We start from the raw sequence: 24,905 nt of genomic DNA on the forward strand, positions 1-24,905 counted from the left end.
ATTTTTTTTCGAACTTTTTGAAACTCATGCTTGGGGATTGCGTATTTAATGTGTGTAAGCACCGGTGATTAGAAAAGAAAACGCAACACCAATTATAAAAAAAGTTAAACTTTAGGAGGATTTCAAAATGGGAATTTTTAAAAGACTTCGTGACATGACTATGGCTTCGATTAACGATCTGCTGGACAAAGCGGAAGACCCGGTTAAAATGTTAAATCAGTTTTTGCGTGACATGGAAGAAGATATTTTGGAAGCAGAATCTGCGGTAGCTAAGCAAATTGCCATCGAGAAGAAATTCAAGCTTCAGGTTGAAGAAGCGGAAGAAATGGTTACCAAACGCACAGAGCAAGCGATGAAAGCTCTTGAAGCAGGCAATGAAGATCTGGCCCGCCGCGCGTTGGAAGATAAGAAAGAGCACCAAGGCCGTTATGATGAATTGAAACGCCAATATGATCTTGCCAAAACGAATGCGGATCAGCTTCGCGGCCAGTTGTCTGAGATGAAAGACGAGTTCAACAAAATGAAAAACAAGAAAGATTTGTTGATTGCGCGCGCAGAAACAGCGAAAGCGCAAAAGCAAATCAATCAAGCGATGTCTGGTTTTGGTACGGACAACGCCGCTAAAGGGTTTGACCGCATGAGTGAGAAAGTGCTTCAAATGGAAGCTGAAGCGCAAGCAAGTGGAGAGATTCGCGCTAAGAACCGCAGCTTAGACGACGAACTTGACGGGCTTGGCGCTAGTAAAAGCGGCATTGATGATGAATTGGCAGCCATGAAAGCAAAGCTTGCTGAAAAAAAACAATCTTAATGATATACTAATAGCACCTGCGAGAGACTGAGCCAGCTCAGTCTCTTCTACCGTATATAGGGATCTTTAAACGATGTTTAAATTCTCTGAATGGAAGGAAGGCAGGAGACGATATGAACGAAGAGGTGGATGTGTTGCTGAGTAATCCGTATTTATCGACGCTTGCTTTTTTTGCCGTCGCGGTCATCGCGCTTGTGGTCTTTTTAACGATATTTGAAATGGTCACTAAATATGATGATTGGGCTGAGATCAAAAAAGGCAACCTCTCTGTCGCAATGGCGACAGGCGGGAAGATTTTTGGGATTTGTAACTTGTTCCGGTTTGCTATTTTGAACAATGACACCATGATTCATTCTCTCATTTGGGCAGGCTTCGGATTTTTGTTGCTGCTGGTAGCCTACTTTATTTTTGAGTTTTTAACGCCTTATTTTAAAATTGATGATGAAATCAAAAAAGATAATCGCGCTGTAGGTTTCCTGTCCATGACGCTATCCGGCTCCCTTTCTTATGTAGTGGGTGCATGCGTTACTTAGAATCATACATAATTCTTGGAGGCTTGAACATGAAATACCTGTGGGGCACCTTGTTTGCCATTGCATTTGTGTTTATGGCGGCAGGGATTTATTATTTAATGAAATTTGCTTGAATGCGATAGGTGGAGGATTGTGTAATGAGTGCGAACGAAGAAGTTGTTTGTCCTTGGTGTCAAACGGAAATTGTTTGGGATCCTGAGATTGGACCTGAGGATGAATGTCCACATTGCTTTAATGAGTTGAATGATTATCGCAGTATTGACTTGAAGGTGAAGCTAACAGGTCAGCCGCTCCGCTTCCAAGACCAGGAATACCCTGATTCCGATGAGGATCTGTCTTTAGCTTGGGATGACTCTGATGAGCCGCTTGATAAATACGGGGAAAAGGTACAGCATATCACCGACGAGCAGGAAGAAGCGCCTGAGTGTTCCAGCTGCCATGAATTGCTGCTGCTTGCCGGGAATGAGGTAGTGAGCGAGAGCTCATTCACGCCGAAAATCCCCAAAACGTTGGGAAGTGCCTTCCTGACAGGCCCCTTTACGATGAATGTGTATGTTTGTCCTTCCTGCTTCAGAGTTGAGAAAGTCTTATCGGATACAGACCGTTTACTTATGGTCGAACGCATTAAATCGGAGTAAGCAGACAACCGAGTCCTTCAGGGATTCGGTTTTTTATATGGAAAAACCTCATATTTTCACTGGATTGGGGAAGCTTAACTAGAGCTATTTCTTATCCAGGGGAAAGGCGAGGAGAAGTATGCAAAACGATCATCGTATGCAGGGAACGCATCCCGGTAAAGCAAGTGAGAGCAAGAGAAGCAATTATTTTGAAGGCCGCGGTAAACAACCTGCACAGGACAGCGAGTCGCATAAAAAAGGCCGTTTGGATTCACAGGCGATTCTTTTGCTTATCGTACATACGCTATTTGGCAGCGCTAATGCTCTATCGGGCACTTTCGTCGGGGTTTATTTGTGGAAGGCGAAAAATGACTACGCTTTAATCGGGTGGTTTACTTTAGCAACCCATTTAACGATGGCCATCACCTTCTGGTTAGCAGGGAAATGGGTGAAGGAGCATAATAAAATGAACTGTCTGCGCATAGGTGTCGCCGTTTCGGCCCTTTTTTATATGCTGGTTTTGTGGCTGGGCGCAAACAGTTTTCATTATTTCGTTTGGCTAGGCATCGTGCAAGGTATTTCTGCAGGGTTGTTCTGGGTTGCTTTTAATGTTGTTTATTTTGAAGTGACGGACCCTGACAATCGCGATCGATTCAACGGTTCGGTAGGACTGCTTGGATCTGGCGCAGGCATCATCGCCCCATGGATTTCGGGGTTGCTTATCGTTAACTTGGGGGATGTTGCAGGTTACCGATTGATCTTCTCTATCTCATTAGGGATCTTTCTGTTAGGTGTTATCATAAGCTTTTTTTTGAAAAAGAGAAAAGTTCAAGGGACATACGAGTGGATGTTCCCCATTCGAAGCCTTCGGCAAGCGGAAACGCCATGGAAGCGTGTAAGCTTGGCTTTGGTCTTTCAAGGTGTTCGAGAAGGCGTCTTTGGCTTCATGATTGCGCTGCTCGTCTATATTTCCACTTCGAGCGAAGCGAGCTTAGGAAATTTTGTGCTGATTACCTCGGCAGTGTCGCTCGTTAGTTTCTGGGCAGCAGGCCGGTTTATCAAGCCGCGTTTTCGCAATGTAAGTATGTTTATCGGTGCTGCTATGGTTGTGGCGATCATTGTTCCTTTTTTCTGGAAGATGAGTTACAGCACTTTGCTTATTTTTGGTTTAGGTTCTGCGCTCTTCTTCCCGATGTACTCCGTGCCTATGGTTTCAGCTGTATTCGATCTGATTGGCTCGACGGAAGAAAGCGCCAAGCAAAGGGAGGAGTACATCGTGCTCCGTGAGCTTGCCTTGAATGTTGGCAGGGTCTGCGGCGTTCTCTTGTTCATTATTGTGATTTCCTGGAGCAAGGCGCCATTGGTTATTAATATACTTTTGTTGATGATTGGCAGCTCTACACTTTTTAGTTGGTATTTTATGAAAAGGCAGCTTTCCGTACTTAAATCTTGACATCTCAGGATCTTCCCGATAAAAATGTGTATAGAGTTGGTTATGGGAAGAGGAGGGGACAACCCTTGAGACATAGAAAAATGGTGAACAGCATTACTGAACTGATCGGCGATACGCCAGCGGTACGAATTAACCGCTTGGTTGAGCCAGGTGATGCGGAATTGTATGTGAAGCTTGAGTATTTTAATCCAAGTGGCAGCGTGAAAGACCGTGCAGCATTTAATTTAATCGAGCAGGCGGAGAAAGACGGGCTGCTCCGCCCCGGGGCGACGATTATTGAGCCGACGAGCGGCAATACGGGGATTGGCCTGGCGATGAATGCCGCAGCCAAAGGCTACAAAGCCATTCTCATCATGCCGGACAATATGACGAAAGAACGAATCAATCTGCTCAAGGCTTATGGGGCAGAGGTGTTTCTTACTCCCGCCGCGCTGCGGATGCCGGGCGCTATCGCTAAAGCGAAAGAGCTGAGGGACCAAATCCCGAACAGCTATATTCCTCAGCAGTTCGAGAATCCGGCGAATCCAAGCATTCATCGGATCACGACGGCTCCTGAGATTTTGGAGCAAATGGAAGGGCGTCTGGATGCCTTCGTCGCAACCTCAGGCACCGGCGGAACGATCACCGGAACGGGCGAGGCGCTCCGTGAGAAGCTGCCGGATATCCAGATTTATGTTGTGGAGCCGAAGGGATCGCCCGTATTATCCGGAGGAAGTCCAGGTCCTCACAAGCTTGTGGGGACGAGCCCAGGGTTCGTACCGGCTATTTTGAACACAAGCGTCTACGATCATATCGTTCAGGTGGCCGATGACGATGCCATTCGAACCATGAGGGACTTGGCTAGCAAAGAAGGCATCCTGGTGGGGCCTTCTGCCGGTGCGTCGGTTTGGACGGGGATGCAGGTCGCCCGCAAGCTGGGAGCGGGAAAAAGGGTGATCTGCATCGCACCGGATACAGGTGAAAGATATTTGAGTATGGACCTTTTTGAATAATCGATATGCTTCGAAATATGGCTAATGGGATTTCAATCATCTGGACGCCGTATTTTTTTCTGTTTTATAAGAAAAATGTTGAATAAAAATTCATGTTTGAGTATAATTATAAAAGTAATAACACGCGTTCAGAGAGGTGGATTATCTTGAAATTAGCTTATATCAATGCATATCCGGAAAATGAACAATTACATGAATTTATACAAACATATACAAATGAATGCATAAAAACAGGAGCGAAAAATCAAGTGGACTGGGACAGTCTCCAATCCCAATATGTGATTTCAGTTTACGATGAAGATACGCTTGTCGGAATCGGCTGTTTGGCCATGGAGCCCAGCATTCATGTGCGTCCTGCGTATGAACATCGTGAAATCGAGCATATGGTGTCCAAATTGTTGAAAGCCGAATCCAAGTTTGGTATGGTTCACGCGCAATCCTAACTCGTTACATCTATGAAGCTGCCTCGTCTCAGGCGGCTTTTTTGGTTTTTTTGCAGGAAACATCGATTATACACAAATTATCTGAAAATTAGGTAAGCGGAGTAATTGAATTAGGACAGCAATTCATTGTAAGATTAAAGGATGAATGAATACGATCACAGAAAGGTTGGTTAACCATGGATGCTTTGAAGCTTAAAATTCTCGAACTACTGAAAGAAGACGCCCGCCGGAGTGCGGAACTCATCGCCACATTGCTAGGAACGGCGGAGGACGAGGTGGCGCGAGCGATAAGCGAGATGGAAGCGGATAAGGTCATCGTCAAGTACGCCACAGTCGTAAACTGGAGCAAAGTGGATGACGAAAAGGTTACTGCCCTGATTGAAGTGCAAATTACGCCTGAACGCGGACGCGGGTTCGACGCTATTGCGGAACGGATCTACTTATACCCGGAGGTCAAATCAGTGTATCTCATGTCAGGGGCATATGATTTGCTTGTTGAGGTGGAAGGCCATTCCCTTAAACAAGTCGCTTCTTTCGTATCTAACAAACTATCTCCGATTGATCGCGTGCTTTCAACCAAAACGAATTTTATCTTAAAAAAATACAAACAAGACGGCATCATTTTCGAGGATCAAGCAGATGATCATCGGATGCTGGTCTCTCCGTAAGGAAGAGGTAACGCTATGATCAAAAATGAGACAATAATAGAGCCGAGCAAAGTGAAATCGATGCAGGAGTACCTCGCACCTGCCGTACGCGAAATGAAACCTTCAGGTATTCGGAAGTTTTTTGATTTGGTCAGCAACAGCAAGGATGATATTATTTCTCTCGGCGTTGGCGAACCGGATTTCTCTACCCCGTGGCACGTCCGTGAGGCTGCGGTGTATTCCTTGGAGCGAGGCAGAACCAAATATACGCCAAACTCAGGTATTCCTGAGCTTCGTGAAGCCATTGCCGATTATTTGCATACGTCATTTAAGGTGAAATATGAGCCGTCGAATGAAGTCTTAGTGACTGTCGGGGGCAGCGAAGCCATTGACTTGGCACTGCGCGCCTTGGTCACGCCAGGAGACGAGATTCTGATTCCAGAGCCATGCTATATTTCATATTCACCAATTACAAGTATTAGCGGCGGTGTCCCCGTCGGGATCGAAACCTTCGCGAAGGATCAATTCAAGCTAACGGAGAAGGCGCTCCGCGATGTAATTACGCCGCGTTCCAAAATTTTAATTCTTTGCTATCCGAGCAATCCGACAGGCGGTATCATGACTTATGAGGACTGGCTGCCGATTGCTAAAGTTGTGGAAGAGAACGATCTAATTGTCATTTCGGATGAAATTTATGCCGAGTTGACTTACGGCCAGAAACATGTGAGCTTTGCGGCTGTTCCCGGTATGAAGGACCGTACGATCTTGGTTAGCGGGTTCTCCAAAGCTTTTGCAATGACAGGCTGGAGAATGGGCTATGCCTGCGGTCATCAAGAACTTATCTCGGCGATGACCAAAATCCATCAATATACCGTAATGTGCGCACCGGTTATGGGTCAGGTTGCCGCGCATGAGGCTTTGACGAACGGTTTGGAAGAGAAAGACCGCATGATAGAGTCTTATAATCAACGGAGACGTTTGATCGTCAAAGGGTTCCGCGACATAGGACTTGAGTGCCATGAACCACAAGGAGCTTTCTATGCATTCCCAAGTATTAGCGCTACAGGACTAACTTCAGATGAATTTGCCCAGAGGCTTTTGTTCGAAGCTAAAGTCGCTGCCGTCCCGGGAGATGTCTTTGGATTAGGCGGGGAAGGCTTCCTGCGCTGCTCTTATGCATACAGCGTTTCTCAACTGAATGAAGCACTGGAGAGAATCGGAAAATTTCTGAAAAAATTGTAATTCTGCTCTAAAAATCTATGTTCATTATGGCTGAAAACTGGTATTCTTGTAGTAAGGAGGGATGAGCATGGCTTTTTTGGAATACCAACTATCAACCTATCGAAAACATATGCAAATTAATGAACAAGATTTCGGACAACGTTGGTTGACTAAGCATGCTAAGAGACGTAACTCCCTGAACTTACTGGAAGAAGAGATACATTCTCTGCGGCGCAGGCTGGAGCAGATGGTTCTCGACGGGGAAGAAATGACATCGGATTCCGTCGTAGAACTCAGTACGTTACTTGATCTCAAAATAAATGAATATATGAATGATGGAAAGAAAAGTCGGTGAAAACCGGCTTTTCTCGCGACTATCGATATAATTAGATCATACGGAGGTACTTTTACAACATGAAATTGAAATTGCTGTTGGTAATGCTGATGTCGACGCTTATGGTGCTGCTTGCGGGGTGCGGCGGACCGAAGCCGGATGTGTCTATATTTGTTATGGGTCAAAATGGTTTCCCGAGCGACGCAGGAGAGAAGCTTGAGGTGTCGTTAAAATCGAAGATCGGTGAGGCTCCTACCATCAAGCTGAATACATCGCCTATTTTCTCCATGGAGAAAATGATCGTCGAGCTGGCGGCAGGAGGCAACGGCATTTTTATTCTGGCGGACGAGCAGTTCAAAGGATTGAGCAGCCAAGCAGGATTCGTTTCTTTGGACGAAACGATTAAGCCTGAAGATTACCCGGACGGGGTCATCGAAATTGCGGAAGAGGGCAAGCCTGCACAGAAGCATCTGTATGGAATTCCGCTCGCAGGGAACAAGTGGATGAAGGAACAAGGCTTTGAAGGCAAAGGGCTCGTTGCTTTCATTCCTGTTAATGCGCCGAAGCTGGAAGAAGCAAAGCAAGTGCTTAAAGTGATTGCACAAAAGTAGCAAGACGTCTATAATCGACAAATAGATTGATAGTCCAAAATGCAGCCATTGGTGCCGGCAAACGAATTCCGTAAACGCGAGAGTGTTTCGAACAATTTGCCGCTTAAAAGGGAAGCCGGTTAAAGTCCGGCGCGGTCCCGCCACTGTAATCCGGAAGGTCAAAGTTTTCCGGAAAGTCAGGATACCTGCCATGGTGCCGTTACGACATCCTTCGAGGAAAAGGATCGCGTTAAATCAGGAAGCAACTGGCAGGTTGCTGAGCGCCGCGATTTATCGTCCCCTTTGTTCCTTAGGAGCAGAGGGGCTTTTTATTAGGATCAATCGAAATAAAATATTGTGAGAGAGAGGTTGCATCATGCAAATGCAAAAGAAATGGATGAAGAAAGCGCTAATCCTAACGGTCGCCTTAACAACAGCCGTCAGTTTAGCGGCATGCGGCAAAAAAGAAGCGGAGATTACGAATCCGTCCAAGCTTGGCGGAGAGGGAACGAAAGCGCCTAGCGCAACAACAGCGACTGCTCCTGCAAAAAAGACGGCCTATCCGTTGAAAGTTAAAGATGCAACGGGCAAAGAGTTCACTTTTGACAAAGCGCCAGAGCGGATTGCGTCTGTTTCCCCGGCAGAAACGGAAGCTTTGTTTGCCCTTGGATTAGATGCTAATATCGTAGGCGTATCTGATTTTGATGATTATCCCGAAGCAGCGAAGTCGAAGCCGAAACTAGGCAGTATCACAAAGCCCAACCAGGAAGCTTTAATCGCCACCAATGCAAGTGTCGTATTTACAGGTGTCTCGATGAAAGCTGACACGGTGGAGAAGCTGCGTCAGATGAATATCAACGTGTTTAAAGTGGAGCCTAAAACGTTGGATGACGCTATGGCGAACATTGAAACCTACGGTTTAATTACAGATCGTCAGGAACAAGCGGAGAAAGTGGTCGCCAAGATGAAGGCGGACCGCCAGAAGGTAGTTAATGCTGTGAAAGACGTGAAGCAGGAAAATAAGAAAAAAGTATATATTGAATTCAGCCCGGGTTGGACTGTCGGCAGCGGCGAATTCATGGATGAGTTAATCAAGTTATCCGGAGGCATTAATGTAGCAGGCGACGGAAAAGGCTGGTACCAAATCAGCGAAGAGAAAATCATTGCGCAAAATCCAGCGGTCATTCTGTTCGCGAACGGAGTCGTTGATAGCAAAAGCAAGAAGTCACTGGATGAAATCATTCGTACAAGAAGCGGTTGGGATGCTATTGATGCTGTGAAGAATAAGCAGGTGATCGGCTTAGATCAGAACATGCTCAGCCGTCCAGGACCCAGACTGACGGATGGACTGCTGGAAATGGCGAAAGGCATTTATCCCGAACTGGTGAAATAAATGAAAAGAAAACTAATGCTGTGGGGAGGAGTAGGAGGTATACTCCTTCTTCTTTCTATTTTGGCAAGTTTATCGATGGGGACAGCCAACCTCCCGGTTCTCCAAATTGCGGGCATTCTGGGTAAACATATTCCATGGGTAGGTGACTATATCGATGCCAGCTGGCAGCAATCGGCGGAGCAGATCATCAATAAAGTGCGCTTCCCGCGCGTGCTGCTCGGAATTCTCGTAGGGGCGTCCCTCTCAGTAGCGGGTGCTGCCTTCCAAGGCGTTTTGCGGAATCCGCTTGCTGATCCTTATGCTCTCGGCGTTTCTTCGGGCGCATCGGTTGGAGCGGCATTTTTAATCTATTTCGGACTTCAGATGGCTTGGTTTGGCCAGTGGACCATTCCTATTGTTGCTTTTGGCACGGGACTCCTGTCACTGTTCTTGGTTCTTAGGTTGGCTCAAATCGATGGAAAGCTGAAGATGGAGACGCTTATTTTGTCAGGTGTCGTCATGCAGGCTTTTCTTGGCGCGATTGTATCCTTCATGGTGTCCATTTCCAAACAAGTGATCAATGAAATTATTTTTTGGCTAATGGGCAGCTTGGCCATGCGGGGGTGGCCGTACATCACGATTATTTCGCCTTACTTATTCATAGGCTTAGTTGTACTGCTTAGTTATGCGCGATCATTGAATCTACTGGCGCTGGGAGAGCGGCAGGCCGCCCATCTTGGGGTGAATGTAGAACGAACAAAGTTGATTGTGCTCATTGTCGCTACCTTCATCACAGCAGCAGCTGTATCCGTAGCCGGGGTCATCGGTTTTGTCGGACTTATCGTTCCGCATTTGGTGCGTCTGCTAGTGGGCCCGGATTATCGTCTCATTATTCCGTTATCCGCGATTGGCGGCGGCATCTATGTCTTGTGGGCGGATACGCTTGCCCGTACTTTGCTTAGTCCGACGGAGATTCCCCTTGGTGTCATTACGGCGTTTTTGGGCGCCCCGTTCTTTGCTTATTTGCTTCATAAGGATAAGAAAACGTTAAGAGGTTGAACAAGATGATTAAAGTGGAGCAGCTTTCCCAAAGTTTTCATGAACGGCAAGTACTTGAAAATATGAGCTTTGAGGTCAAACACGGTGAGTTTTTTGGCATTATTGGGCCTAATGGAAGCGGGAAATCGACGCTGCTTCGACTTCTTTCCGGGATTGATGCGGTAAAAAGCGGATCGGTCCTGCTGGATGGCCGGCCGGCATCCTCCTATTCGCGAAAAGAACTGGCTAGATGGCTGGCTGTTCTGCAGCAAGATGCTTTGCCGCCGGTTGGCTTTACCATTCGTGAAGTTGTGGAAATGGGCCGCTACCCCTTCCAGAATTGGCTTGGCGAGGATACGGCCGAGGCTGAACAATTAATTGAAGGGATTATCCGGAAGCTGCATTTGGAACGGCTTGTCGAACGTACGATTGAGCGTCTCAGCGGCGGAGAGCGGCAGCGGGTTGCGCTTGCTAAAGTGATGGCTCAGCAGCCGCGTTTGCTGATGCTGGATGAGCCTACAACCTTTCTGGACATCGGATATCAAGTGCAAATGATGGACTACATTCGTCAATGGCAGCGCGAATCGCAGCTAACGGTTGTAGCTGTCTTGCATGATCTGAATTTGGCAGCCCAGTATTGCACCAGACTGATGGTGGTACATAACGGTATGCTGGCAGCGATAGGAACGCCCGATGAGATCATTACCAGCAAGCTGATTACAGAGGTTTACGGAACAGAGCCTATTGTTCTGCAACACCCTGTAAACCAAGCGCCACAGATTTTATTGCAGCCTGAAAAGAATGAATAAGCAACGGAGGAATGAAATGTGAGCCACTTGCAAGCTATAATCGAAGCTATCGAACCCATTTATTCAGAGAAGGTAAATCAAGCGAATGATCATTTGAATCAACTAACCAAACCGCAGGGCAGCTTAGGTAAATTGGAAGATATTGCGCGTCAAGTTGCCGGGATTACCGGTGAGGTCAAGCCTGTTTTTGATAAAAAAGCGGTCATTGTGATGGCTGGCGATCATGGCGTTTGCGAAGAAGGCATTAGCGCGTTCCCGGCGGAAGTCACGCCGCAGATGGTGCTGAACTTCCTGCACGGCGGCGCGGCGGTTAACGTGCTTGCCAGACACGCGGGAGCAGATGTAGTTTGCGTAGACATGGGAGTTAACGCAGATTTGGAACACCCGAATCTAGTTTCGCGCAAGGTCAGGAAAGGATCGCGCAATATGGCGCGTGAAGCGGCATTGACGCTGGAAGAAGCTGTACAAGCGATAGAGGCGGGTGTCCAGATTGTGGATGAGCTGGCGGAGAAGGGTTACCGTCTCTTCGCTACCGGCGAGATGGGGATTGGCAATACAACTGCGAGCGCAGCCATGTTATGCGCGCTGGCAGGCGTAGACGCCGAAATATCCGTAGGCCGCGGAACGGGCATTGACGATGCCAAAATGCTGCATAAGCAATCGGTCGTCAATAGGGCTTTGGACGTGAACGGGCTGCGCCCGGCGAAGGACAATGGGGCGGACCGCTCAAGCGGCGACTACGCGCTTGAAGTATTGAGCAAAGTCGGCGGATTGGAGATCGCCGGACTGGTTGGCGTGATTCTTGGTGCCGCGAAGAATCGTTGCCCGGTTGTCGTCGACGGCTACATCTCGTCGGCGGCGGCGCTCGTGGCGAGCCGGTTGGCGCCGCTAAGCGCGCCGTACATGCTCGCCTCGCACTTATCGCAGGAGCAGGGGCACGCGAAGATGCTCGAGGCTGTCGGCCTCTCTGCGATGCTGCGGATGGATATGCGCCTGGGCGAAGGAACAGGCGCGGTGCTTGTCTTTAACTTGATCGAGGCTGCAGGCAAGATCATGAGAGAGATGGCGACATTCGAAAGCGCAGGCGTGTCGCGAGAGTAGGCGGCAGGGGAAGGAGGCGAAGGCGCCATGGCGGTTTTGGTAACGGGCGGCGCGCGCAGCGGCAAGAGTTCGTTCGCCGAGAAGCTCGCGATGCAGGGCTGCGAGCGGGGGATTTATATCGCGACCTCCCACATCTACGATGAGGAAATGAGGGAGCGGGTAGGTCTGCACCGGCAGACGAGGCTCAGCTCCGGGTATCCGTGGGATACACGAGAGGAGCCGTTTCGGCTGTGCGGGCTCTTGAACCAGCTGGACGAGAGCGGCGAGGAGGCCGTTGTCTTGGTCGATTGCTTAACGCTCTGGTTAAGCAATTGGCTGCTCCGGTATGAAGGTGAAGAGAATGCTTCAGCACTGGTTATGGACTGTGTTGAGGAACTGGTGGATACCGTCTCTCGCTACCGCGGACAGCTCATTCTGGTGACGAATGAGGTCGGAGACGGCATTGTGCCGGAATATCCGCTTGGCCGCAGGTTTCGCGACTTGGCTGGACGGATGAATCAGCGTTTAGCCGAAGTGTGCGAGCAAGTATTTCTTGTAACGGTCGGTATCCCCATCGAGTTAAAGAGCATTGCTTACCGGCTCGGTGAAAGCGGAAGCAAACAGTCTTAGAAGCATGGAACGGTGATGACTATGTGGATTTATTCCTGGCAGGAGATCGTCAGTATGACGGCTGCTGCCATTGTGTTAGATTGGATCATTGGCGATCCGAAATGGCCGACACATCCGGTTATTCTCATCGGCCGTTGGATACGCTGGATGGAAGGCGTGCTGCGCAAAGATGGCGATAGCCCGGAAAGGCAGAAGATAAAAGGAGTTCTGCTTACAACTACTACTGTGATGGTGAGCTTCTGCTGTGTGCTCGCTATCATTCTAGTTGCACGTGCCGTCAACGAGTGGCTGGGCTACGCGGTCACGACATGGCTGATTTCAACGACAATTGCCATTAAGGGACTGAAGGACGCCGCTTATCTCGTGTACAATCCGCTGCGCAAAGGCGAACTTGCCGATGCTCGGAAGTACACGGGCTACATCGTTGGCCGTGATACGGATGCGCTCGGCGAAGAAGAACTGACACGCGCGGTCGTCGAGACCGTGGCGGAGAATATCGTGGACGCGGTGATCTCGCCGCTCTTCTACGCGCTGATCGGCGGAGCTCCGCTCGCCATGCTGTACCGGGCATCGAATACGCTGGATTCGATGGTCGGCTACCGAAATGACCGTTACCGTCATTTCGGCTGGGCGTCGGCCCGTTGGGACGACGCGATGAACTGGATTCCGGCCCGGTTGACCGGCCTCCTGCTGATCCTCGTCGCCCTGCTGCAGCGGGGCCTCTCGGCGAAGCGCGCAGTGGCGGCGATTCGCCGCTTCGCGCACCTGCACCCCAGCCCGAACAGCGGAATTCCGGAGTCGGCGGTCGCCGGGGCACTCGGAATTGAGCTTGGCGGGCTGAACGTCTATGGCGGCGTCGCAAGCGAACGCGCCCGCTTGGGCTGGCCGCTGCGTCCGCGGACGCAGCGGGATATCGTCTACGCCGTCAGGATGCTCTACGGCGTCAGCTTTGTAGTGATGGGAGGATTGCTGTGCCTACTGCTCGTATTGTTCTAGATTGGCTGCGTGCTTGCATCGCAGCCTTTCAATTTCTAACCCGGTTGCCGATTCCCGTGCAAATTAATTATACGAACCTGGTCTTCCGGCGCAGTGTGATCTTCTACCCGTTAGCCGGCTGTGCGATCGGTCTTCTGCTGCTCCTGGCAGGAGAAGGGCTGAGCCTGTTGCTGCCTGCACTGCCGGCAGCGGTGCTGCTTCTGGGACTTTGGATCATAGTAACGGGCGGCCTGCATCTGGATGGGCTCATGGATACGGCTGACGGCATTCTCAGCCACCGGTCCCGAGAACAAATGCTTGAAATCATGAAGGACAGCAGAGTTGGAGCGATGGGAGTCATCGTAGCGGTCCTTCACCTGCTGCTCAAATTTTCGCTCCTTTATACTCTATTGGAGATGAAGAACACGGGTGAATCCTTTAGCGGTCTCATTTTATTAGCCATCGTTCCGATCTGGAGCCGATGGTTTATGACAGCGGCTATTCAGCGCTGGCCCTATGCCCGGAAAGAATCGGGGCTGGGCAGCTTTTTCCAAGGCGTGAGCAGAGGGCATGTGCTTATTTCTTTTTTAGTAGCTCTGTTTACAACTACTGCATTTGTGAGGTTCGCTTTTGCAGGGGACGGCACGGTTATTTGGCCTGTACTAATCTGTTTTGCCAGCGTCACATGCATAGCAGGTTGGTTCATGGCGGCTTACATGAGCCGCAAATTAGGCGGATTGACCGGCGATACGTACGGCGCCTTGAATGAGCTGCTAGAAGCTGTGCTGCTGCTCGGTGTCGTCGTGTTTGTAATACATTTTGCAACTTATTAAAGAAAGGAGAGGAACTCATGTTAGAACGCTATGGGCATGGAGGCGATCTCTGGACCGCAGAAGAAGCATTCGGCCGGCCCAAGGACGAATTTCTCGATTTTAGCTCGAATATGAACCCGCTGGGTCCTCCTCCCGTTGTTCAGCAAATCATGGCGGACGCGTGGCGGGATATCGTCAAATATCCGGACCCAGCCGTACGCGAATTGCGCAGCAAGCTTGCGCGCAAATACGATATCCCCGAGGAGAGCATCTTGGTTGGCAACGGGGCGGCAGAGTTGATCGATTTGACAGCGAGAGTGGTGAGACCTTCCATGACTGGATTAGTGAGACCTTCTTTTAGCGAATATGAGGAAGCGATTCACAAATCAGGCGGCGGCATTTACAATATCCCGCTGCGATCCGCTTGCCAATTTGAGCTGCAGCAGCACGATGTAGAAGCTGCATTGCCGGCTGTGGATCTTTTTTTTCTGGGACATCCGAATAATCCGACAGGCAAGCTGATTCCTCGTCATATCGTGGATCATCTTGTGGAGAGCGGGCGCAAATGCGTGCTCGATGAGGCTTTCATGGATTTTGTGCCAAATGAGCAGGAGCACTCGCTCTTGAAATTGGCTTCGACGAGCCGGCAGCTTTTCGTTATTCGGTCGATGACGAAATTTTATTCCATCCCGGGGATTCGGTTAGGTTTTATGGTGGCGCACCCGGATGCGATTCGGGAAATAAGCCGGCAGCAAGTGCAGTGGAGTGTTAATTATTTGGCTCAGCGCATCGGTGCGGCTGTGCTGGAGGATGAAGCGTTTGAGCGAAACAGCCGGCATTGGCTGCAGGAAGAGAAAACCTGGCTTATCGGACAGCTGAGGCAATTGGGCTTGGATGCGGTGATCACTGAAGTGAATTTTGCCCTATTTTCCTTTCCTGAGCCAATGGGCATAACTGTGAAGCAGGCGCAAAAACATATGGGGCAGCAGGGCATTTTGATAAGGGACGCCTCTCTTTTTGAGGGCTTGAATGAACGATACTGCCGTGTTGCCATTCGGCTTCGCGAGGACAATGAGCGGTTAATCGAGGGGCTGCGTCTCATGCTGGCAGCTTTGGCGCAGAATCGAGGACAATATGAGGACTAAAACGGCGGCAAGGGCAGCAACGCTGATGATTCAAGGAACAGCTTCGGATGTCGGTAAAAGTATTCTAACGGCAGCACTATGCCGTATTCTCGTTCAGGACGGCTGGCATACTGCGCCATTCAAGTCGCAAAATATGTCCCTCAATTCTTACGTCACCTTTGACGGTAAGGAGATCGGACGGGCGCAAGGGGTTCAGGCGGACGCCTGCGGGATTTTAGCGACAACGGATATGAATCCGATTTTGCTGAAGCCAAAACAGGACATGGTCGCCCAGGTTGTCGTGCACGGCAAGCCTTACTCCGATTTAGATGCAAGGACCTACCGGGAATCGTACCTGCCGCAGGCGGAAGTCATTGTCAAAGACGCTTTAGGCCGTCTGCGCAGCGAATATGACATTGTGGTGCTGGAGGGCGCAGGGAGCCCGGCGGAGGTGAATCTCAAGGATCGCGATATCGTGAATATGCGCTTAGCCGGATGGGCAGAGGCGCCTGTTATTCTCGTCGCTGATATTGATAAAGGCGGCGTGTTTGCTTCGATCGTCGGGACGCTGGAAATTTTGACGCCGGAGGAAAGAGACCGGGTGCACGGTTTCATTATCAACAAGTTCCGTGGCGACGTTAGTCTGCTGCAGCCGGGCTTGGACTGGCTGGAGGAGCGGACAGGGAAGCCCGTATTAGGGGTTATTCCTTATTTGCCTCAGCTGGGCATTGAGGATGAAGACTCCGCTTCCTTAGATTCAAAACGCTTGCAGAAAAGGGCACAGAGTACGCCCGAGAAATCAAAAGATCAATTGGATGTTGCGGTGATTCGCTTGCCTCGCCTGTCTAACTTTACGGACTTTGATCCGCTTCAGGAAGAAAAGGATGTGTATTTCCGGTATATTACTCACCTCTCCGATTGGGGCGATCCGGATGTCGTTTTACTCCCGGGAAGCAAGAATACGATGGACGATCTGCGTTACTTGCACGAGTCCGGTTTGGCAGCGCGCATTCAAGCTTTCGCACAGGCCGAGAATGGATGGGTCGCCGGTATTTGCGCCGGCTATCAGATGCTTGGCGTTAAGCTGCTTGATCCGCACGGTTACGAATCCGATCATCCGGAGCTTGAGGGATTAAGCCTTTTGCCGACGGAGACGGTGTTTACGTCCAGCAAACGCACGGTTCAGGTGCAGGGAAGCGCTTCGCTTTTTATGGAGGAAGACAGTCAAGAACTGATGATAGACGGGTATGAAATCCATATGGGACGGACAAGGTTTCTGGAAGAAGTTGTCATGCCTTTTCAAATCAAGGCGTATACCAATGATGTAGCCTATGCTTCGGACAACGAACGGCATGGTGACGGGGCGGCAGTGGAGCAGGGACGTATCTGGGGGACCTATGTGCACGGGATTTTGCATAACGATGATTTCCGAAGAGCTTGGTTAAACCGCATCCGGCAAGTGAAAGGGCTGGCGCCTGTCGTTGGAGGTTTGCGCTTTAAGGAGCGCAGAGAGGCCGCATTCGATAGGCTGGCTGACCATGTTAGAAGTCACTTGGATATGCAGCGCGTTTATGAGATGATGAAAGTATCACAGCCTTGTCAAAGGGAGGACGTTAAAGAATGAAAATTTATACGCGTACCGGGGATGCCGGACAGACAGGCGTAATTGGCGGCCGTGTGGACAAAGACGATGCTCGTGTTGAAGCATACGGAACGACGGATGAATTGAATTGTTATGTAGGTCAGGCGATGAGCTTCATGGACCCGGCCAAATATCCGGACTTGCTGCCGGATTTGCTGCAAGTGCAGCATGAGCTGTTCGATTGCGGTTCGGATCTTGCTCTTTTGAAGCAGGAACTGCGCCCCTACAAAGTTACAGCGACGATGGTGGATGCGCTCGAGGCTTGGATCGATAAATACGATGCCGAAACGCCGGATATTACGCGGTTCATTTTGCCCGGCGGGGGAAGCGTTTCTTCTACGCTTCATGTCTGCCGAACCGTGTGCCGCCGAGCGGAACGCCGGGTCGTTACGCTGGCCCGTACGCAAGAAATTAATCCGGAAGTGCGCCGGTATTTGAACCGGCTATCCGATCTGTTCTTTACGATTGCCCGCACGGCGAATCACCGCGAAGGGATTGCCGATGTGGAATATGTGCGCAGCGCAGAGGTGTTTAGACGTAAATCATGAGCTATTATGAACCGTTAGTATATATCGTACCGCCCGAGGAAGAAGGCTTTATTCTGAAGACGGTGCTGCAAAAGAGATTGATGGTCTCCCGCAAGCTGCTGTCCCGTATTAAATTGACGGAGCAGGGGATTACGGTCAATGGGGTCAGGCAATACATCAACATCAAAGTGAAAGCCGGCGACCGTGTGGAGATCCGGATGGAGGAGGAAGCATCTGAGGATATTCTGCCTCAAGACCTTCCTCTGCATATTCTTCATGAAGACGAGCATCTGCTGATTCTGGCCAAAGATGCAGGCATGATTGTGCATCCTACGCACGGGCATTACGTGAACACGATAGCCAACGGCGTTGTGCATCACTGGCAGCAGGCCGGCATCACATGCCGTTTCCGCCCTGTACATCGGCTGGACCAAGAAACATCGGGCGTATTGGCCATCGCGAAGACGCCCTACGTTCATCAGCAAATATCGGAGCAGATGATTCAGCACCAGGTAAAAAAAGAATATTTGGCCTTTGTATGGGGGCGCTTCACGGATACCAAAGGAACGATAAATGAACCCATCGACCGGGATCCGGAGCAGCCGCATGTGCGCATCGTCACTCCAGAGGGTTATTCGGCAGTGACTCATTACGAGGTCGTGGAACAATATGCGCAGGCCACCTTAGTCCGCATATGGCTCGAAACCGGGAGAACGCACCAAATCCGCGTGCATATGCGGCATCTAGGTCATCCGCTGCTTGGGGACAAGATGTATACATTGCCTGAATTTGAGACGAGCCCCGCTGCGGCAGAGGCCGGTGAGCGGCTGACCCGCCAGGCGCTGCATGCTTTTAAACTGGGCTTTGTTCATCCTGGAACGAGGGAATGGACGGAGTTTAACGCTCCGCTTCCTGCAGATTTAGCCGCTTTGCAAGCTTGGTTACAATAAAATGACTAGTTTTACAAAAACCATCCAAATTTTAGGGTGGTTTTTATTTCGAATAACTTGACTTTCTGTATAAATTAGCCCAAAATTTTAATTAATTATCAAAATAAGCTTTACACTTACATAAAGGAGTCCTTACATCATGGGAGTAAAAGTATATGGTTACGATAAATGCGGGACATGCCGGGCCACTGTGAAGTGGCTGAAAGCTCACGACGTCGACGTGACAGAGAACGTACCGTTATTCGAGACGCCGCCTTCCGCGAAAGAATTGGCCAAGCTGTTAAGCGATAGCGGGCTAGGCATCAAAAAGTTTTTTAACACATCCGGTGAAGTGTACAAGGAAATGAATTTGAAAGACAAGCTCCCCGGCATGTCGCAGGAGCAAATGCTGGATCTGCTGGCTTCCAACGGCAGGTTGATCAAACGCCCCATTGTGACGGACGGCACGAAGGTTACGGTCGGCTTTAAGGAAGCAGAGTTTGAGGAAGCATGGGCAAAGGGGTGATGTGAGGTTGGAGGAGAAGCAGAAACCATCACGCAAAAAGTCGCCGTTAGCCATAGGCGGTTTCCTGGCTGTGCTGCTTTCGCAAGGAAAGCTGCTTTTGACATTTTTAAAAGTTGGCAAGGTCGGTGGAGCTGTCATCTCGATGTTTATTACGGTTTGGGCATACGCCCAACTGGCCCCGCTTTCTTCTGCCATCGGGATTGTGGTCATGATTCTGATTCATGAACTCGGTCATGTTATTGCGGCAAGGTTGAAAGGACTTCCTGTCTCGGCGCCTGTCTTTATTCCGTTTCTGGGCGCATTAATCATGATGAAAAAGAATCCGGCCGATGCAGCAACGGAAGCTTTCATTGGTATTGGAGGACCTATATTGGGGACTCTAGGTGGCGTTGCTGCATTTGCTTTGGGCGTATATACCGATTCCCCAGTCATTGTTTCTATAGCATATGCTGCGTTTTATTTAAATTTAATTAATTTGCTGCCGATTCATCCGCTCGATGGTGGGCGAATCGCAACCGCAGTAACCCGATGGTTATGGATTTTGGGCCTAATTGGTGGTTTAGTTTTTATTTTTTATTTGGATCACTACATCAATCAGCTTATTTTCTTTGTCATCTGGGCGATGTTTGCCTGGGATTTGTATAAGAAATATGTGAAATACAGAAAGAGAGAGCAGTTAGTTTCTGTTTCCACCCGCTTTGAATTTGCCGCCGATCATTTGCTCCAGCAAGGGTACATCATCCCTGGAGAAAATCATATGCGCGAGCTGGATTTTTCGACATATTCAGATTTACAGGGCGCAGGCGACGGACGGCAAACGATCGTCATGTACTGGCAAGGGATTGGCTTTGAAGGTCATGCCTATTTGCCACAGCAATCGTTAATTCGGAGAGTGCAGCTTGTCAAGGTAGACCGTCTGCAGAAAGAAAGCGGATTTTATTTGGGACTGCAGGTTCAGGTCGACTTCTCGCCTATGGGCAATGGGGATCGTTACTATGAGGTTCCGGCCAAAACACGCTGGAAATTCGGCGCCGCCTACTTGGGTCTCGTGTTATTTCTGCTTTATATGATAAGGATGGTTCATCAAGCAGGAATTATGGATTAACTGTTCAATATAACTTAATGAGGATAACTACCATGTCATTTACAGGATCAAAACGGCTTAGTCAGTTAGGATCGGCTATTTTTTCGGAAGTGGCAGATTGGAAGAGAGAGGTTATGAACCAAGGGGTAGACGTCATAGATTTAGGTATAGGAAGTCCTGATCTCCCCCCGTCTGAACGCATTTTGAATGCCATTACTGAGGCTGTGCGCAACCCGGCGCACTATGGATACCCGACATCGGAAGGAAGCTTAGCCTTTCGGGAAGCGGTGGCCAGATGGTACCAGTACCGATTCGGCGTAGAGCTTAATCCTGAGAATGAAATTTTAACGTTAATGGGCTCACAAGATGGTCTTGCTCACTTGGCGCTTTCACTCTGCGATCCTGGGGACATCGCTCTTGTTCCCGATCCAGGTTACCCCATATATTCGGCAAGTCTTGTGCTGGCGGGAGTTGAGCCTTACTTGCTACCCCTGCGCGCAATCAATGATTTTTTACCACAATTAGATGACATTCCAGTAGACGTGGCTGCCAAGGCGAAGTTCATCCTGTTAAACTATCCGAGCAATCCGCTGTCTGCTGTTGCAGATCGTGCTTTTTTTGAGCATTTGATTGCCTATGCCAAAAAGCATGAGTTGCTTGTCGTACACGATCTAGCCTACTCTGAAATGGCTTTTGACGGCTTTAAGCCGATCAGCATTTTGGAGATCGAAGGCGCTAAGGAGGTTGCTGTCGAGTTTCATTCTCTGTCCAAAAGCTTTAACATGGCAGGTTGTCGGATCGCTTTCCTCACCGGTAATGAGGCTGCTGTAAAGGCTCTGCGAACGCTCAAATCAAATATTGATTATGGCGTATTCGGTGCTATTCAGGCGGCTGGGATTGCAGCATTAGAGGAAGATATGGAACACGATCATTCTGTTGCCGATGTTTATGAGAAAAGGCGTAATACATTTATTTCGGCTTTAAAGGATGCGGGTTGGATCATACCGCCCCCCAAGGCAACCATGTTCATCTGGGCACCCATTCCAAAAGGATGGACATCTCGACAAATTTCCCGGGAAATGCTGTATCGTGCAGGTGTAGCCGTTATACCTGGAGACGCTTTCGGAGCGGAAGGAGAAGGCTATGTGCGAATTGCTCTGGTGCAAGATGAAGTCAGATTGCTTGAGGCGGCAAAGCGCATAGGAGATTGGCTTCGAACCGTAGAATGAAAGTTAGAGATTTTGGTAAAAATAGGAGAATGAGAGATATATTAAATCGTATTGAGTAACATTAAACCTTAATAGTTGAAAGGGGCAAGCATATGGACGCCATTTCCTCATTGTCAGAGCTTTTAGCTGAGCAGAAGCCATCATCGTTTGTAGAAATTCCAGGAGTCCTGGGCCAGACGTTTGGGCAAGCGACAATTGCAGCTACATTACCTATGAGCAAGTTATTTTCACTCTATGAAGTTGATTTAGAAGTGCAGCGTGCGATTATTCCACGCAATCTTTCTAAATTAATCGATTATGTCAATCTGTATTTAGAAAATCGCCAACCGATCTATTTCCCGGGAATCATTTTCTCGGCAAGAGGCGCAGGTCAATATGATGAAGAGCAACAAGCGCTTCGATTGCAGCCTATTGAAAAATTATACGTGGTAGACGGCCAGCATAGGCTGGCAGCATTCCAGCGCATTATGGAAACGTTGCAAAGCCAGATGGCTCGCGCCAAAGACCGCCGGGAATATGAGAAAATGGAAGAAATTACAGAGAAACTGCGCCGTTTGTACGCATTCCCGATTTCGACCATGACGTATTTGGACATTAACGCCCGTCAAGAGCGTCAGCTGTTCTCTGACATTAACAAGCTTCCAAGGAAACTTGGCGGTAACCTGGCTGTGCTTCGCGACCAGCGCAGATTTTATCATGTGGCTGCAACGGAGCTTGCTGCTAAAGCGCCAGCCATGCAAAAGCTGACGGTTGATATGTTCTCTGAACGCGGCAAGTCGCCGGAGTATCTGTTCTCCTATCACTTGCTGATTGAAATCTTGGTTGCTTTGTTTGAAGGCAGAATGAAATCCGCTGCGCGAAATAACGGTTATCAGTATGAGGATAAAGATCTGCAGGATCTGGTGTCTTTAGCGGGGACCTACTTCAACGGCTTGTTGAATTATTTGGAGGCACCAGCTAAAGGCGAATTAGTTTGGACGGAAAATATCCAAATTGCTCTAGCCTTGTTTATTCATGAAGAAGCTACGAAAACAGGCAAATTCAATCGTTATGCGCTTGAACATGCTTTGAAAATACTTCCTCATGTGAACTGGAACGGGATCTACGCGGGTGACGAGAAGGATCGTTTGCCTAGACGTACCCGCATCATGAAAGCCTACAATTTCATCAAAAACTTCTATCAAGAACAGAATGCATTCTTGATCAGCGATAAGGAGGACGTGAGCTAATGGAAGGATTACGCCTTAAAATGACGATTCATCCGTTTTGTGAAAAATTCGGACTTTCCACCGTTGCCTTGCGCGTGCAGGATTTGCTCAATTATACGATGATCGACCCTATGGTGCAGCGGAAGCTTAGCAATATGCAAAGACGCAAAATTTCTACGTATTTGCAAGAACGCGAGTTGGACCATGTTTTCTTCGGACCGGTTACGCTTTCGCTTCGCGAAGTGAATCAATTGTCCAAGGGTGAGAAGGAGTTTCTGCTGAGACACGGCTCGAAACTTTCTATTTTGGATGGGCAGCACCGGATTCTTGCGCTTGGTTATGTAAACGAGCAAATGCAGAAGGAAGTAAGACGCTACGAGAAGAAGCTTGTGCTTCTGAAAATCAAACAGCGTAAAATGCCGCAGGATGCGGATATTAAGCAAGAAGTTGAAGAGACGGAAGGCACGATTAATCAACTGGAAAGCAGACGTCTCGATTTAATGGAGACACAACTTGCTGTGCAGATCTACATCGGCTTAACGGAGGAAGAAGAGCAGCAGTTATTCGGCGACATCAACTCCAAAGTACAACTGGTGAGTAAGGAGCTTGGACACTCTTTCGATTCCATTGATCCGCTTAATTTGGTTATTCAGCAAGTCGTTGATCACAACGTGTATCTCAAAGCTGTTGGCGTGGAGCGACGCAGCAATTTGACATCATTCAACAAGAATTTCACGTGCTTCAGCTGGTTATACGCGACAGCTACGATGTTGTTTTCAGGCAGAATGCAGCCGTCTTATGAGCTTCAGCGTAAAATTCGCCACGATCCTTCGACGTATGTTGAAATTCTGCACCAGTTTTTCAATACGTTATTGCCGATGATGCCGGAGCAGCCGGGTCTGGCGCAGTACACGTCAGCGAATCGTGTTATTCAGGAAAGTATCGCGCTTTATTCAAACCGTTTCTTATTCCCGAATGGGCATTACAACGAAGAATGGACAGATTGCCTCCAAATTCTTGAAGGCTTTGACTGGTCGCATGAGAATGAGGAATTGATCTATGTCTTCGGCGCTTTGGATAATGGTAAAATCAACCTGATTCACGAGAAATCATTGAAAAAGCACGTGAAGCTTGTCCAATTTTTCCTCGAAGGTACGGATGCAGAACGTGCGTCTGAGGAAGAAGAATCTACTGCATAAATCTACTGCTAAATCTAAGGAAACTACCAGCCTCTCACTCTTAACGAATGTTAAGAGTGAGGGGTTTTTTGGCTTTTTCCTGAGGTATTTCAATGCATGCGGATGCTAGATTTGGACGAAATATACGAACTCCTTCTATCATTCGTCTATATCAGAAATAGAAAGCTAGAATACTATATACTATAAAGCTTGAAAGGAGGAGAAAACGATGAGTTGCTCCGTATTAGCTACTTTAAACCGCATCAGCTTTGGCACTGTCATCACTATTCATGCTGGCACTACTCCGAACCACACAGGCAAATTCCTTGGTGTTGAACACGGTAATGTTATACTTGCAAGTAATAACGGTACTATCTTCTTCTTCCCGATCGATAAAATCGCCGTAATCCACATTCCTTAAAAAAAGATTGGAAGAGGCTGTCTTGATAGGTCAGAAATGATCTGATGGATAGTCTCTTTTTTATGTATTGCCTTGATAGTGCTTGTGTCATTGAGGAACAACAGTCCGTTAATTCCACTAAAAACAGCCGTTACGCTAATTGAGTGAGAACTGTGTTCCGCTATTTTGCGGATTTCAAGCTAAGCGAAGGCTTATGGAGTCAAATAAGGCCCTGTACTTCCCATAAGATCGTGAAAGCAGTACGAATGGCAAAAATAGCGCCCTGTAGTTCCCTCCCACACATGACGAGGGTCGTACCTGTCAGGTATTATGCCGGAGTGCAGACTTTTCTGTTTCAGTCTCGCCAACTTTGTCCATACTGCATAATGTTAGCAACTTATCAAGCAGGAGGGTCATGAAACCATGTTGGCCGTTCATCAACGTATGGCGGAGTTATGGACATTACGCAGAGCGCGGGAGTTGACGCGAGCAGAGCAGGATGAGTTAATGCTGTGCATGGAAGCTAACGCGACATATGTATGGAACCGATTAAAACTAGAAAATTTATCGCTTTGTGCATCGCTTACAGGAGACTATGATTGGCTGCATGAAATTTGCGAGCGCATCGAAAAGATTGAACCGAAGCACTGAACCGAAAGGGTCGGTGCTTTTTTCCTTTTCTGCTAGAGAGTGGACGGGTATAA

28 protein-coding genes and 1 riboswitch are annotated in these 24,905 nt (G+C 48.7%); all 28 genes read left to right on the forward strand.

Annotation, left to right across the window (positions count from 1 at the left end; translation table 11 throughout):
• The first annotated feature begins 127 nt into the window (after window positions 1-127).
• The 28 genes from GC097_RS07810 to GC097_RS07945 all read left to right on the forward strand — a co-directional run bounded on the left by GC097_RS07810 (window position 128) and on the right by GC097_RS07945 (window position 24,852).
• Window positions 128-808: a PspA/IM30 family protein gene (locus tag GC097_RS07810; RefSeq protein WP_171682740.1), complete on the forward strand. Its 681-nt coding sequence runs from the start codon at window positions 128-130 to the stop codon at window positions 806-808.
• A 113-nt stretch (window positions 809-921) separates the two neighbouring features.
• Complete coding sequence (locus GC097_RS07815) at window positions 922-1,341, forward strand: DUF350 domain-containing protein (RefSeq protein WP_171682741.1); 420 nt, start codon at window positions 922-924, stop codon at window positions 1,339-1,341.
• Window positions 1,342-1,478: 137 nt separating this feature from the next.
• A complete protein-coding gene (locus GC097_RS07820) occupies window positions 1,479-1,979 on the forward strand; it encodes a hypothetical protein (protein ID WP_171682742.1) in 501 nt (166 codons plus the stop codon).
• Window positions 1,980-2,097: 118 nt separating this feature from the next.
• Entirely contained in the window at window positions 2,098-3,411 is a 1,314-nt protein-coding gene (locus GC097_RS07825; RefSeq protein ID WP_171682743.1) for an MFS transporter, read from the forward strand.
• Window positions 3,412-3,491: 80 nt separating this feature from the next.
• Window positions 3,492-4,403 carry a cysteine synthase A gene (cysK, locus tag GC097_RS07830; RefSeq protein WP_171682892.1) on the forward strand — a complete coding sequence of 304 codons (912 nt, stop codon included), beginning with the start codon at window positions 3,492-3,494 and terminating at the stop codon, window positions 4,401-4,403.
• A gap of 146 nt (window positions 4,404-4,549) precedes the next feature.
• Window positions 4,550-4,846, forward strand: coding sequence for a hypothetical protein (locus GC097_RS07835; protein WP_171682744.1), 297 nt, complete (start codon window positions 4,550-4,552; stop codon window positions 4,844-4,846).
• A 176-nt stretch (window positions 4,847-5,022) separates the two neighbouring features.
• Window positions 5,023-5,514 (forward strand): Lrp/AsnC family transcriptional regulator, encoded by a 492-nt coding sequence (locus tag GC097_RS07840; RefSeq protein WP_171682745.1) that lies wholly within the window; start codon window positions 5,023-5,025, stop codon window positions 5,512-5,514.
• A 15-nt stretch (window positions 5,515-5,529) separates the two neighbouring features.
• Window positions 5,530-6,735 (forward strand): aminotransferase class I/II-fold pyridoxal phosphate-dependent enzyme, encoded by a 1,206-nt coding sequence (locus GC097_RS07845; protein ID WP_171682746.1) that lies wholly within the window; start codon window positions 5,530-5,532, stop codon window positions 6,733-6,735.
• Between the two features lie 67 nt (window positions 6,736-6,802).
• Complete coding sequence (locus tag GC097_RS07850; protein WP_171682747.1) at window positions 6,803-7,069, forward strand: aspartyl-phosphate phosphatase Spo0E family protein; 267 nt, start codon at window positions 6,803-6,805, stop codon at window positions 7,067-7,069.
• A 59-nt stretch (window positions 7,070-7,128) separates the two neighbouring features.
• Window positions 7,129-7,659 carry a hypothetical protein gene (locus tag GC097_RS07855; protein WP_171682748.1) on the forward strand — a complete coding sequence of 177 codons (531 nt, stop codon included), beginning with the start codon at window positions 7,129-7,131 and terminating at the stop codon, window positions 7,657-7,659.
• A 66-nt stretch (window positions 7,660-7,725) separates the two neighbouring features.
• A riboswitch (cobalamin riboswitch) is annotated at window positions 7,726-7,866 on the forward strand.
• Window positions 7,867-8,020: 154 nt separating this feature from the next.
• Entirely contained in the window at window positions 8,021-9,031 is a 1,011-nt protein-coding gene (locus GC097_RS07860) for an ABC transporter substrate-binding protein (RefSeq protein ID WP_512699045.1), read from the forward strand.
• A complete protein-coding gene (locus GC097_RS07865) occupies window positions 9,032-10,069 on the forward strand; it encodes a FecCD family ABC transporter permease (RefSeq protein ID WP_171682750.1) in 1,038 nt (345 codons plus the stop codon). It abuts the gene before it with no gap.
• A gap of 5 nt (window positions 10,070-10,074) precedes the next feature.
• Window positions 10,075-10,857 (forward strand): heme ABC transporter ATP-binding protein, encoded by a 783-nt coding sequence (locus GC097_RS07870; RefSeq protein ID WP_171682751.1) that lies wholly within the window; start codon window positions 10,075-10,077, stop codon window positions 10,855-10,857.
• 18 nt (window positions 10,858-10,875) lie between these two features.
• Window positions 10,876-11,958 (forward strand): nicotinate-nucleotide--dimethylbenzimidazole phosphoribosyltransferase, encoded by a 1,083-nt coding sequence (gene cobT, locus GC097_RS07875; RefSeq protein ID WP_171682752.1) that lies wholly within the window; start codon window positions 10,876-10,878, stop codon window positions 11,956-11,958.
• Window positions 11,959-11,985: 27 nt separating this feature from the next.
• The gene (cobU, locus tag GC097_RS07880) at window positions 11,986-12,567 is read left to right on the forward strand and encodes a bifunctional adenosylcobinamide kinase/adenosylcobinamide-phosphate guanylyltransferase (protein ID WP_171682753.1); all 582 of its coding nucleotides are present in this window, start codon (window positions 11,986-11,988) and stop codon (window positions 12,565-12,567) included.
• 54 nt (window positions 12,568-12,621) lie between these two features.
• Window positions 12,622-13,563 carry an adenosylcobinamide-phosphate synthase CbiB gene (cbiB, locus tag GC097_RS07885; protein ID WP_446686395.1) on the forward strand — a complete coding sequence of 314 codons (942 nt, stop codon included), beginning with the start codon at window positions 12,622-12,624 and terminating at the stop codon, window positions 13,561-13,563.
• Window positions 13,539-14,375 carry an adenosylcobinamide-GDP ribazoletransferase gene (gene cobS / locus GC097_RS07890; RefSeq protein WP_171682755.1) on the forward strand — a complete coding sequence of 279 codons (837 nt, stop codon included), beginning with the start codon at window positions 13,539-13,541 and terminating at the stop codon, window positions 14,373-14,375. Before cbiB ends, cobS begins: the two co-directional genes overlap by 25 nt.
• Window positions 14,376-14,392: 17 nt before the next feature.
• Window positions 14,393-15,499, forward strand: coding sequence for a threonine-phosphate decarboxylase CobD (cobD, locus tag GC097_RS07895; protein WP_171682756.1), 1,107 nt, complete (start codon window positions 14,393-14,395; stop codon window positions 15,497-15,499).
• Entirely contained in the window at window positions 15,489-17,102 is a 1,614-nt protein-coding gene (locus GC097_RS07900; protein ID WP_171682757.1) for a cobyric acid synthase, read from the forward strand. The genes cobD and GC097_RS07900 overlap by 11 nt, the downstream gene beginning before the upstream one ends.
• On the forward strand, window positions 17,099-17,668 hold the full coding sequence (locus tag GC097_RS07905) for a cob(I)yrinic acid a,c-diamide adenosyltransferase (RefSeq protein ID WP_171682758.1): 570 nt from the start codon (window positions 17,099-17,101) through the stop codon (window positions 17,666-17,668). The genes GC097_RS07900 and GC097_RS07905 overlap by 4 nt, the downstream gene beginning before the upstream one ends.
• The gene (locus GC097_RS07910; RefSeq protein WP_171682759.1) at window positions 17,665-18,597 is read left to right on the forward strand and encodes an RluA family pseudouridine synthase; all 933 of its coding nucleotides are present in this window, start codon (window positions 17,665-17,667) and stop codon (window positions 18,595-18,597) included. The genes GC097_RS07905 and GC097_RS07910 overlap by 4 nt, the downstream gene beginning before the upstream one ends.
• 139 nt (window positions 18,598-18,736) lie before the next feature.
• On the forward strand, window positions 18,737-19,102 hold the full coding sequence (locus GC097_RS07915; protein ID WP_216625685.1) for an arsenate reductase family protein: 366 nt from the start codon (window positions 18,737-18,739) through the stop codon (window positions 19,100-19,102).
• 1 nt (window position 19,103) lies between these two features.
• On the forward strand, window positions 19,104-20,207 hold the full coding sequence (locus GC097_RS07920) for a site-2 protease family protein (protein WP_376768371.1): 1,104 nt from the start codon (window positions 19,104-19,106) through the stop codon (window positions 20,205-20,207).
• A 32-nt stretch (window positions 20,208-20,239) separates the two neighbouring features.
• On the forward strand, window positions 20,240-21,415 hold the full coding sequence (locus GC097_RS07925; RefSeq protein ID WP_171682761.1) for an aminotransferase class I/II-fold pyridoxal phosphate-dependent enzyme: 1,176 nt from the start codon (window positions 20,240-20,242) through the stop codon (window positions 21,413-21,415).
• 92 nt (window positions 21,416-21,507) lie between these two features.
• Window positions 21,508-22,644, forward strand: a complete 1,137-nt coding sequence (locus tag GC097_RS07930) for a DNA sulfur modification protein DndB (RefSeq protein ID WP_171682762.1) — start codon at window positions 21,508-21,510, stop codon at window positions 22,642-22,644.
• The gene (locus GC097_RS07935; RefSeq protein ID WP_171682763.1) at window positions 22,644-23,822 is read left to right on the forward strand and encodes a DNA sulfur modification protein DndB; all 1,179 of its coding nucleotides are present in this window, start codon (window positions 22,644-22,646) and stop codon (window positions 23,820-23,822) included. Before GC097_RS07930 ends, GC097_RS07935 begins: the two co-directional genes overlap by 1 nt.
• A gap of 208 nt (window positions 23,823-24,030) precedes the next feature.
• Entirely contained in the window at window positions 24,031-24,222 is a 192-nt protein-coding gene (locus GC097_RS07940; RefSeq protein ID WP_171682764.1) for a hypothetical protein, read from the forward strand.
• Between the two features lie 402 nt (window positions 24,223-24,624).
• On the forward strand, window positions 24,625-24,852 hold the full coding sequence (locus GC097_RS07945; protein ID WP_167061928.1) for a DUF7667 family protein: 228 nt from the start codon (window positions 24,625-24,627) through the stop codon (window positions 24,850-24,852).
• Window positions 24,853-24,905 lie beyond the last annotated feature (53 nt).

Source organism: Paenibacillus planticolens, assembly GCF_013141725.1.
Classification (GTDB): Bacteria; Bacillota; Bacilli; order Paenibacillales; family NBRC-103111; genus Paenibacillus_E; species Paenibacillus_E planticolens.